The sequence below is a fragment of the Stackebrandtia sp. genome, assembly GCF_035643755.1.
Lineage (GTDB): Bacteria > Actinomycetota > Actinomycetes > Mycobacteriales > Micromonosporaceae > Stackebrandtia.
Genome location: NZ_DASQPW010000031.1, coordinates 1 through 10,754 on the forward strand (window position 1 = coordinate 1; position 10,754 = coordinate 10,754).

At 69.7% G+C, this 10,754-nt stretch carries 10 protein-coding genes; 5 read left to right on the plus strand and 5 right to left on the minus strand.

What is annotated here, in order from left to right:
* Together VE172_RS02445 and VE172_RS02450 are read right to left on the minus strand one after the other, a co-directional pair.
* Positions 1–704: hypothetical protein (locus VE172_RS02445; RefSeq protein ID WP_324796649.1), on the minus strand; the 704-nt coding region annotated here is incomplete at its 3' end.
* 8 nt (positions 705–712) lie between these two features.
* Positions 713–1,924, minus strand: a complete 1,212-nt coding sequence (locus VE172_RS02450; RefSeq protein ID WP_324796651.1) for a cytochrome P450 — start codon at positions 1,922–1,924, stop codon at positions 713–715.
* A gap of 92 nt (positions 1,925–2,016) precedes the next feature.
* Between VE172_RS02450 and VE172_RS02455 the strand changes: the two genes are divergently transcribed.
* Positions 2,017–2,625 carry a TetR/AcrR family transcriptional regulator gene (locus VE172_RS02455; RefSeq protein ID WP_324796653.1) on the plus strand — a complete coding sequence of 203 codons (609 nt, stop codon included), beginning with the start codon at positions 2,017–2,019 and terminating at the stop codon, positions 2,623–2,625.
* Positions 2,626–2,677: 52 nt separating this feature from the next.
* Here the strand turns inward: VE172_RS02455 and VE172_RS02460 are convergent, their stop codons facing one another.
* Positions 2,678–3,943 carry an amino acid permease gene (locus tag VE172_RS02460; protein WP_324796655.1) on the minus strand — a complete coding sequence of 422 codons (1,266 nt, stop codon included), beginning with the start codon at positions 3,941–3,943 and terminating at the stop codon, positions 2,678–2,680.
* Positions 3,944–3,994: 51 nt separating this feature from the next.
* Here VE172_RS02460 and VE172_RS02465 point away from each other — a divergent pair, with 51 nt between their 5' ends.
* From VE172_RS02465 to VE172_RS02475, 3 genes are read left to right on the plus strand one after another with little or no spacing between them, the layout of a single operon-like run.
* Positions 3,995–4,489 carry an Lrp/AsnC family transcriptional regulator gene (locus VE172_RS02465; RefSeq protein ID WP_324796658.1) on the plus strand — a complete coding sequence of 165 codons (495 nt, stop codon included), beginning with the start codon at positions 3,995–3,997 and terminating at the stop codon, positions 4,487–4,489.
* Between the two features lie 27 nt (positions 4,490–4,516).
* Positions 4,517–5,644, plus strand: coding sequence for a hypothetical protein (locus VE172_RS02470; RefSeq protein ID WP_324796661.1), 1,128 nt, complete (start codon positions 4,517–4,519; stop codon positions 5,642–5,644).
* A gap of 43 nt (positions 5,645–5,687) precedes the next feature.
* A complete protein-coding gene (locus VE172_RS02475; protein ID WP_324796664.1) occupies positions 5,688–6,473 on the plus strand; it encodes a YaaA family protein in 786 nt (261 codons plus the stop codon).
* Here VE172_RS02475 and VE172_RS02480 read toward each other — a convergent pair.
* On the minus strand, positions 6,460–7,284 hold the full coding sequence (locus tag VE172_RS02480) for an alpha/beta fold hydrolase (protein ID WP_324796666.1): 825 nt from the start codon (positions 7,282–7,284) through the stop codon (positions 6,460–6,462). The two genes, VE172_RS02475 and VE172_RS02480, sit on opposite strands and share 14 nt — an antisense overlap.
* Before the next feature lie 121 nt (positions 7,285–7,405).
* Between VE172_RS02480 and VE172_RS02485 the strand changes: the two genes are divergently transcribed.
* Entirely contained in the window at positions 7,406–8,230 is an 825-nt protein-coding gene (locus tag VE172_RS02485; RefSeq protein ID WP_324796669.1) for a MerR family transcriptional regulator, read from the plus strand.
* Positions 8,231–8,241: 11 nt separating this feature from the next.
* On the opposite strand, the gene VE172_RS02490 is transcribed toward VE172_RS02485, so the two are convergent.
* On the minus strand, positions 8,242–10,449 hold the full coding sequence (locus VE172_RS02490; RefSeq protein ID WP_324796672.1) for an alpha-N-acetylglucosaminidase: 2,208 nt from the start codon (positions 10,447–10,449) through the stop codon (positions 8,242–8,244).
* Between the last annotated feature and the right edge of the window lie 305 nt (positions 10,450–10,754).

Here is a 10,754-nt window from a genome sequence, read left to right on the forward strand (position 1 = left end):
TCGCCGTAGTCGTAGACGTAGACGTGGTACACGGTCCCCGCCACGGTCCCGTCGGCGGCGATGGCGACGGCGTCCTCGATATCCGGGGAATCCCTGGGGCCCTTGAGAATCTGAAACATGCCGTCGACGTATCGCCAAGCCACGGAGGACTCACCGAATTGCGCGGTGCCCGCGACCTCCCCCGAATCGTTGACGTCGTCGGCCGTGAAGTACGCGTCGGTGTGCCCTTCGATGCTGGTGACCTTGGTGAACACGCCGTTGTGGCACAGCCCGAAGCCCTCGTCGGGGAGGTCGCCGACGAGGTACTCGCCGTTCGGGCTGAGCGCCATGGCGTCGATGTCCAGATGCAGTTTTTGGGAACGGCGGGGATCGCGGACGCAGCCGTGGGAATCCTTGTCGGTCTGGGCCTCCGCGCTTAGTCGGTCGGAGGGGGCGCTATGGGAACCCTTGTCCTTCTGCGCATCCGCGCCATGTCGGCCGGAAAAGGCCCCCGTGAACACGAAGACGAGCGCACCCACGACGAGCGTCATGACCGCACCGATCACCCACTGGTAGCGACGGGACGGTTCCGTCCTGGCTTGCTCTTCTTGTTCCATGTCAATCGGATGCGCGCCCGTCGCCTCGAGTTCCTCCGCGCCCGTGGCACGTTTGGACGCCACGAGGCAGGGCGACCGGGCTCGGCGGCGGCCCTGGGCCGCCGCCAAACCCGGGGTTACCAGGCCACCATGAGTTGTTGGAGGCCGAAGCCGATGATGTTGCGCGGCATCGCCTCGGGTGGCTCGGCGAAGCGGAGGGTCGGGATGCGCTCGAACAGCGAGGCGAAACCGATCTCCAGTTCGGCGCGGGCCAGGCTCTGGCCGAGGCACTGGTGGACGCCGTGGCCGAAGCCGACGTGGCCGCGCACGAAGCGCCGCACGTCGAGTTCGTCGGGGCGGTCGATGAGGCCGGGGTCGAGGTTGGCCGAGGCGGTGGAGACCATGATGCCGGAGTCGGCGGGGATGACGTGCCCGTCGATCTCGATGTCCCTTGTGGCGACTCGCGGCAGCCCGGGCACCATGGACACGTAGCGCATCAGCTCCTCGACCGCGCCGGGCATCAGCTCGGGGTCGGCCTGGAGGGCGGCCAGCTGGTCGGGGTGCTCCAGGAGCGCGGCGGTGCCGAGGGTGAGCATGTTCGCCGTGGTGTCGTGGCCCGCGATCAGCAGCACCAGCGCGAAGGAGACGATCTCGGCCTCGGTGGTCTCGCCGCTGGCCAGTCGGGTCCCGATCAGGTCGTCCAGCAGTCCGTCGCCGGGCTCGGCCTTCTTGGCCTCCACCAGCCTGGCGAGGTAGTCGTGCAGCTCGACCAGCGCCGCGCCGCCGCGTTCCTGGTCCAGGCGCAGCCGGGACTTCTCCTCGAAGAACTTGTGGTCGGCGTAGGGAACCCCCAGCAGCTCGCAGATCACGATGGACGGGATCGGCAGCGCGAAGTTCTCCATCAGGTCGATCGGGGCGCCGGCGTCCAGCATCGCGTCGATGCGTTCGTCCACGACGGTCTGGATCCCGGGGCGCAGCTTGTTGATGCGCTTCAAGGAGAAGCTCGGGATGAGCATGCGGCGCTGCCGACTGTGCTCGGGCCCCTCCACGCCGATCAGCGCCTCGCCCAGCGAGGCCCGCTGCCTCATGGACTCGGGGTCCTTGGGCAGCGCGACCCGCAGCGGGCTGTTGGGGTGGCGGCGGTCGCTGGACAGCTCTTCGTTGGCCAGCGCCTGCCTCACCTGGTCGTAGCCGCTGACCACCCAGGCCTCGCGCCCGTCGGGCAGCTGCGCCTTGAAGACCGTGCCGTGCTCGCGCAGCGCGGCGGCCTCGGTGGGGGCTCGATAGGGGCACTTCCGTACCGGTATCTGGGGTAGATCATTGTTGACTGTTGTCTTGGTGTCGTTCATGAAAACCTCCCATAAGACACGGTCCGTGTCTAATACTGGAACCATAACCCGCTCGACTAAGAAACGCAACGTATCTACAAATCGGAGAAGCGATGACGGCCCAGCCCTCGACGCCCGATCCGCGGCCCCGACGCCGCGGCGAGGAGCTCGAAACCGCCATTTTGGACGCCGCCTGGGAGGTGCTGACCGAGGTGGGCTACGCCAAGATCACCATCGAGGCGGTCGCCGCCCGCGCGGGCACCAGCAAGCCCGTGATCTACCGACGCTGGCCCAACCGCGCCGCCCTCATGTTCGCCGCCCGCGTGCATCGCACCCCCCGCGTGCCCCGGCCCCGCGACACCGGTTCCCTGCGCGGCGACCTGCTGGCCTGGATAGGCGCGACCATGCACCGCCACGAGGGCACCACCCGCGACGTCATCGCCGGGCTGGTCGCCGACGCCTTCCGCGACCCCGAGGTGTTCGCCGAGCTGCGGGCCCAACTGCGCAAGTCCGCGCTGGCCGCGCAGGTGCGGATCATCGCCGAACGCGCCGAGGCCCGCGGCGAGATACTCACCGCGGACCTTCCCGAACGCGTGCTGCGGCTGCCCGTCGACCTGCTGCGCAACGAGACGATCCTCTATGGACGCGAGATCACCGGCGAGGTCCTCGAGGGCATCGTGGACGAGGTGGTGATCCCCGTCCTCACGGCGCCGCGCCCCTGAGGCGCCCGGGCGCGGCACCCCGCCGACCGACGATTGCCGAAACCCCTGCGGCTCAGCGGAAACGCGCGTAGCACAGCGCGGCGGCGCCGATCACCAGCGGCACCAGCAGCGTCCAGCCCAGCGACACCAGCACCACGCAGGTGAGCACGGTGGACACCGCCGCCAGCGTCTTGGCCAGCCGCCCGGGCAGCAGCCTGACGCCGCAGGCGGTTCCCACCACCGACACCGCCGCCAGGCACCCCGAGGCGAGGCGCATCAGGGTGTCGAGGTCCAGCCGCCAGATCGAGGCGACGGTGGTGGTGACCAGGGCGAGCCCGGCCAGCAACAGCAGGCTGCGGTGCGGGATGCGACCGGGCTCGTGGCCGCCCGCCAGGACCCTGGGCAGCGCGCCGTCGCGGGCCAGCACAGCGCCGAGCCGCGAGGCGCTGGCGATGAACACGTTCATCACCCCGAGGGTCAGCACCGCCGCGGCCACCGCGGTGACCAGCGGGGCCGCGCCGCCGAGCCCGAAGGCCAGCAGGTCGGTGATGGGCACCGGCGAGGACCCCGCCGCGCCGCCCAGCGCCCCGACCACCACGACGGACAGTCCGATGTAGATGACCGCGATGATGGCCAGCGTCGTGGCGGTGACGCGCGGCAGCTGGTGCGCCGGGTCGCGGAACTCCCCCGACAGGTGGGCCACGGCCTCGCCGCCGGCGAAACCGAAGTACAGCACCGCCACCGCCGCGAGTATCCCGCCGACGCCGTGCGGCGCGAAGGGCGTGAAGTTCGCGGCGTGCAGGTGCGGCGACGCCACGGCCACCGCCGTCACCAGCAGGATGATCAGCAGCGCCATCAGCAACATCTGCGCGCCGCCCGACAGCCGCAGCCCCAGGTGGTTGAGGCCGAAGGCGGCCACGACGAAGCCCAGGGCGATCGCCACCGTCGCGCCGTGCCCCAGCCGCCAGGGGCTGGCGACGTACTCCGCGCCGACGAAGGCGGCCGCGGGGGTGCCCACGGGGATCAGGAAGTAGAACCACCACCCGACGACCACACTGGAGCGCTGGCCGAAGGCCCGTTTCGCGAACGCCGACATCCCGCCGGCCCCGGGGTACCGGGCGCCGAGCGCGGCGAAGGTGAACGACACCGGCACGCTCAACAGCAGCAACCCGACCCACGCCACGATGGACGCCGGTCCCGCGGCGTGGGCGGCCAGCCGCGGCAGGGCCAGCACGCCGGGCCCCAGCACCGATCCGAGGAACAACGCGGTGCCCCGCCCCAGGCCGAGTGAGCCGTGGGTCGTGGTCGCGGGGGGTGCTTCGATGATGGGTGTGCTCATGGGAATGAAGATTAGGCACCCGATCAGACACTTGACCGTCCGATCGATCGGATGACCGAATTTTCTACTAACATTCGAGATGTGGATGAACTTGATACGGAGATAGTGCGACTTGTCCAAACGGATGCTCGGCAGTCCAACCGCGAGCTCGCGCGGCAGCTCGGCATCGCGCCGTCCACCTGTCTCGAACGCGTCAAGTCCCTGACCCGACGCGGCGTGATCCGCGGCTACCACGCCGAGATCGACCTCAACGCGCTGCACCGCTACGAGCAGGCGCTGGTGTCGGTGCAGCTGAGCCGCCACGGCCGCCCGTTCTACGAGGCCCTGAAGAAGGACGTGGCGCGCTGGCCGGAGGTGCTCGCGCAGTACGTGGTCTCCGGCGAGCACGACGTGGTGCTGCACGTCGCGGTGCAGAACTCCGAGCGGCTGCATTCGTTCCTGGTCGACCGCCTCGCCACCCGCCCCGAGGTGGCGCGCTTCCAGACCCAGCTGATCTTCCAGAGCGCCAAGGTCGACGTCATCAGCCAATTGCCCGAGGCCGCCTGATCCTGCACGGTGGAACAATCGTCCACCGTGGTGATATTCGAGCACGAGCTGCCGACGCCCGGCGGCCTGCGGCGCGGCCCCGGCCGCGCGATCCGTTGGTGCGCGGCCGTTCCGCTGCTGCTCATCGCGTTCGTGGGCGCGCCGTTGCTGGTGCTGGCGGAGCTGGAGTGGGCGTCGTACCTGGCGGTGGACAAGCTCTACGGCGCCGCCACCTGGGTGCCCGACGCCGGCGAGCTGCTGGTGCTGGGCCAGGTCCTCGGCGTGCTGTACACGGTCATCCTGGTGCTGTTGATCATCCTGCGGCACTCGCCGCGGACGTGGCCCAAGCTGGCCCTGATAGCCACCGTGCCGATCAGCCTCGGCACCCTCGTCACCTACGACGACTTCCCGTCGGAGAACCCGCCCAGCGCCTTCGAACGGTTCGTCGTCGGCACCCCGTTTCTCACCGGGGCCGTCGCCATCGCGATCGGCCTGGCCGCGTCCTACGCCGCCGCGCGGATTCTCACCAGCCCGCTGGCCCTCGACGTGGTGAACGGCAAGCTCGACCTCACCATTCGCTTGCGCGGCAAGGGAAGGCTCCGCATTCGCCACGACCGCCTGATGCTCGACAAGCTGCGCTTCCCCGGCGGCGCGCCCCGCCAGGGACCGCCCAAGTACTCCACGCGCGTCACGCAACTGGGCATCGACCTGCGCGACGTCCACAAGGTTGAAACGGGGCAGTTCGATTCCGCCACCGAGTACGCGCATCCCAACGGCGCCACCCAGCCGCTGTCCCCCGGCCCCGGCCTGCGCGTCGTGGGCACCCATCAGCAGTGGCTGCTGCCGCTCGACGATCCCGAGGCCGTGTCCGCCGCCATCAACCGCCGCATCGCCACCGCCCCCGCCGCGCGCTCCATGTGGGTCGCGGGCGCCTACGCCTACATGCTCATCGGCATCATCGGCGTGGCGGGCGCGATCGTCGCGGTCGTCACCACGTTCACCCAGGCCAAACCCAGCTACCTGCTCGGCGCGTTGTTCTACGCGGCCATCGGTTTCGGGGGCCTGGCGGCCTACTCCAAGTCCGCGCGCAAGATCCGAAAGATGCAGGACGAACCGGCGGGCGGGCACCACGGGCGCCTCGACGACCCCCCTCCCACCTGGCACGCCACCGTCTGACGGCACCTATGCTGGCGGCGGCCGATCGACAGGAGCGCCGACGATGCGAATCTTGCTGCCGCCGTCCGAGGGCAAGACCGCTCCCTCCCATGGCGACCCCACCGACGTCGACGCGCTGTTCGCCCCCGAGCTGGCCGCCGCCCGCCGCAGGGTCGCCACGTCCCTGGGCCGTCTGTCCCGGATGGACCCCGACAGGGCGGTTCGGGTCCTCAAGCTGGGCAAGAAACTCCACCACTACCTGGACGTGAACGCGCGGCTGATGAAGGCCCCCGCCGCCCCCGCCGCGTCCGTCTACAGTGGTGTACTGTACGACGCCCTGCGCCTGGGCGAGCTCGACCCCCACGCCCGCGACCGCGCCCGCCGGCGCCTGCTCGTCTTCTCGGGCCTGTGGGGCGTGCTGGGCATCGACGACCCCATCCCCGACTACCGCTGCCCCGCGGGCGCCAGCCTCCCCGGCCTCCACAAGACCAAAACCCTTGCCCTGACGACGTTCTGGCGCACCCACCTCGATAAGAGACTCCCCGCCCATGTGGACGGGGAGTTCATCCTGGACCTGCGCTCGCAGGACTACCGCGCGATGTGGGAGCCGCCCGGCGCCAGCGCCACGGTCAGCGTCTTCCACGAGCAGACCGCGGGCGGCGAGACCACCCGCTCCGTGGTGAACCACTTCAACAAGGCCACCAAGGGCCGCATGGTCGCCGACCTGCTCGGCGACGGCGGCGAGCCCGCGTCCGTCACCGAGTTGATCGAGGCGTTGCGGGACTTGAAATACCGCGTCGAACAGACCGGCGACCCGCGACGCCTCGACATCGTCGTCACCCAGCTGTGACCGCCTCCAACAGGTCGCGGTTGAGCCGTTCGGGATGCGTGAGGTACAGCCCGTGCGGCGCGTTCTCATACACCCTCAGTTCGCTGTGGGGCAACAGTTTCGCCACCCGCTCCGCGGTGAACTCCAGCGGGTTGGAGGCGTCGTGGTCGCCGTGAATGATCAGCGTCGGCACCTCGATGCCGCCCAGCTCGGCGCGGAAGTCGGTCTCGACCACCGCGCGGTTGGTCTCCACGAGCGCGTGCAGCGAGGCGTCCACCATGGCGTTCAGCGTCCAGAACCGCACCGCGTCGGACACCTCGCATCCCGGCAACCCCTCGCCGAAGTAGGGACCCTCGTTGTCCCGCAACCAGCCACTGAAGTCCTGCCGCCACGCCGACCGCATCCGCTCGGCGTCCTCCTTGGCGACGCCGTCGGCATTGTCGGGCGTCGCCATCAGGAACGGCAGCGCCGCCCCCAACAGCACGACCTTGCGCACCCGCGCGCCGCCCTGCCGGGCGAGGTAGCGAACGATTTCGCCGCACCCCATCGAGTGCCCGATCAGGGTCAACTCGCCGAGGTCCAGGTGCGCGATCACGTCGGCCAGGTCGTCGGCGAGGGTGTCGTAGTCGTAGCCCTCGCCGGGGTCGTCCGAGCGCCCGTGACCGCGCCGGTCGTAGGCGACGACCCGCGACCCGTTCGCTACCAGGTGCGCCATCTGCCCCTGGAACTGGCCGCTGTTGAGGCCCCAGGACGAGCAGAACAGGACGGGCCGTCCGTGGCCCCAGTCACGGTAGAACAGCGAGCTGCCGTCGCGGGTTTCGATGAATGGCATCGTTCTTGCTCCTTCGAGTCGGTTCATGGCTCCCCACATGCTGCTGGCTGCCGCCACGGCACGGTCAACCCCGATTCGGCGACTGAACTCTCCCCCGACGGGAGACCCCACACTGTGAGGCATGGCGATGTTCCTATCCATCGGCGACTTCTCCCGCGCCACCCACATGACCATCAAGACCCTGCGCCACTACCACAAGATCGGCCTCCTCGAACCCGCCGACATCGACCCCCACACCGGCTACCGCCGCTACGCCACCGGCCAGATCCCCGCAGCCCAGGTGATCCGCCGCTTCCGCGCCCTCGACATGCCGCTGGAGGAGATCCAGGCCGTCCTGTCCGCCGACGACCTCGCCACCCGCAACACCCGCATCTCCGCCCACCTGTCCCGCCTGGAGGACGCACTCGGCCGCACCCAACACGCGGTCAACTCGCTGCGCGATCTGTTGTCCCCCAAGGCGATCGAGACCTCGTCCCCGATCGAACACCGCGTCGTCCCCGCCACCGGCGCCGCCGCCATCGACGACACGGTGGACGCCAACGACGCCATGGCCTGGGCCCTGGGCGCCCTCGGCGAGCTCTACGCCTGCCTGTCCGCCCAGAACATCGACCCGTCGGGCACCGCGGGCGGCGTCTTCCACGACGACTTCTTCACCCAACACTGCGGGCGCATGACGATCTTCGTGCCCTGCGCACAACCCGTCCGCGACCTGGGCCGCGTCACCTCGGTGGAGATCCCCGCGGCGGAACTGGCGATCATCCAGCACACCGGACCACACTCCGAGGTCGACCGCAGCTACGGAGCCCTCGCCACCCACGTCACCCGCCACGCCCTCGCGGTGGAGGGCCCGCTGCGCGAGTACTACCTGGTGAACCAGCGCGACACACCCGACACTTCACAGTGGAGGACGGAGATCTGCTGGCCGGTGTTTCAGACGGCGGCGTAGCGAAGCCGTGATCAGCGGCCGCCGGCCCAGGCGGATACCGCCTCGGCCAGCGTTCGATGTACCTCTCTGGCCAACCGATGGGGGTGGCCCCGGGGTTCGACGGGAAAGGCGTCGCGCCGGGTCGCCCAGGCTTCGTCGATGGCGAACCAGTCGATGTCGGGTCGCCGACCCGTGCCCAGCGTCTTGGCCAGCGCGTCGAAGTACGTGCGCCAACGCCTGGCGTACAAACCGGACACCAGCCCCGACAGTTCCCGGTTGGCGTAGTCGTGCAGGTTGCCCTCGTCGCTTTGGGCGCGGTGTCCCCACGCCGTGATGATCGTGCGGGCGTCGTACTCCAGGTCGTCGCCCTCGCCGATGGTGGAGGCGGCGTGACGGGCCCGAGCCAGCCAGGGCCCCAACAGGAATCGGCGATCGCTGGCCAGCAGGCGCTCCAGCAGGTCCAACCAGGACATCCAGGTGTCGGTGAGGGTGGCGAAGGCGTCGGCGTCTCCCGCGTCGTAGGCGGTCTCGATCCGGGGAAGCAGGCCGCGCGACGCGTTGGCCAGGGTTTGGCGGGCGATATCCACCAGGTCGTAGCGGTAGGCGTCGTCGCGCAATGCGGCGTCGACGTCCAACAGCTCCGGCAGGGCGGCGGCGAAGGTCTCGGCGTCGTACCGAATCTGCTTGGGCGACCAGTGCGCCGCGGTGGTCACGTCCAGGCCGGGACGGGCGGCGAACAGGCCGTCGGCGGGCTCGGACGAACCGTCCGATGGCATGCCATAGGCGCTGCGGCGCAACAGGTCCCACCCGGCACGGGCGTGGTCGTCGGTGCCGCCGTAACGGCGATCGGCGTAGTCGCTGAACCACCGACCGAGGTGTATCCGATCGTGCCAGGCCAGCTCGGCGAACAGCTCGAACGCCGCCGGATCGCGCCCACCGGCCTCGGGCATCCACGCGATGCCCGTCAGGGCGCTGCCGGGTTTGGTGCGCCATTCCCGAAACCGCTTCGCCCAGACCCCGGCGTTGGCACCCACAGTGGTCTTTCCGCCGAAGTTGGGAATGGTGCCGAACGCGTACGGGGCCGAACCCCAGTCCTGCTCGCGGTCCAGGTCGTCGTGGCGATCGGACAGGCCATCGACGACGAGCACCCGCGAGGTGTCGATGGCGTCGAGGATTTCGCGGCGCGGGTTGTCCCGCCACCCGAGCATCACCCAGGTCGCGGCGGGGTGGGCGGCGTGCATGGCGTCGAACACCGCCGAGGCCGCCTTGCCCACCGGCACGTCGCCCGGGTCGCCGCCCTCGTGCATCAGGTCCATTTTGAACATGTCGGCGGTGCCGAGCAGCTTCTTCTGGTGCCGATAGAACGCCGCGGCCACCTCCGCGAAGTGCGGACCCGTGGGGTCCAGCCAATCGGGACGGTCGAACCCCAGCCATTCGCCCTGCGGCACGACATGCGCGCCGGGGTTGCGGTCGGCGAAGCCGGGCGGGACCGTGCCGTAGAAGCCCGGCACGATCGGTCTCATGCCCAACCGCGACATGCGACGCAACACCTTGCGGGCCAACCGGACCCGTGCATCCAAAAGCGACTGCGAGATCGCGCTGGGAAACGCCGACATGTTTTCGAGCAGCCACCACGGTTGGTGCGCGGGAAGCGGAATCCACTCGCGCAGTTCGTCGGCGTCGTAACCGAACTCGCCGAACGTCGCCTGGTACACCGCGTCGGCGCCGATGGTCACCAGCACCTCGGTGTACCCGTGCAGCGCCAGCAGATCGAGCTCGCGCTCCCGCTCCGACCAGCCGCGATACGGCCCGGTGTACCCCTCGTGCGTATCGTTGAGCGCCACCCGATGCGGCACCAGCGCGGTCTTGTCGATCCTGCCGTCCACACCGGGCAGCCGACGCGGCAGCCGCGACAGGCTGTCGCCCGGCCAGGAGACATCGACCCCGGCGACATGCTTGAGATACCAGTTCACGCCGGTGAGCTGGGTGGCGGGCGAGCCCGCCTCCACCCGCACGGCACCCCGCGACCCCGACACCACAAAACGATCCACATCGGAGACCACCGACAGCTCGATCTGGTGGTGATGGTCGGGCAGCAGGCGGCGCAACGCATCCCGCGCAGGGCCGTGATCGCCCGCATCGGCGTCGGCGGTGGAACCGGAAGGCGTGGCGGCATCGGCCGCGACAACCGGGGCGAAGGCGGCACCGACCACGCCCGCCACCAGGCTGCGTCGTTTCATCGGGGAACAACCTTCCCGTGCGACGGAACACCTCCCACAGATTGTGGCCCCCGTATCACCGTGATAGAAGGCCGCGCCACGGCAGCAGCGCGACGCGTACCTGAACAACGAGTGTCGACGCAAGTCGCGATCCTCAATGTCGCAGCTCGCGGGTACCGTCCCCACCATGAGTCTGAAGATCGTCAACGTCACGTTCAACACCACGAACCCTCGCGAGCTGTCCGCCTGGTGGGTGGAGGCGTTGGGTGGGACCGTGACCGCGGATTACGAGGAGTTCGTGTTCATGCGGGCGGGAGACATGGGGT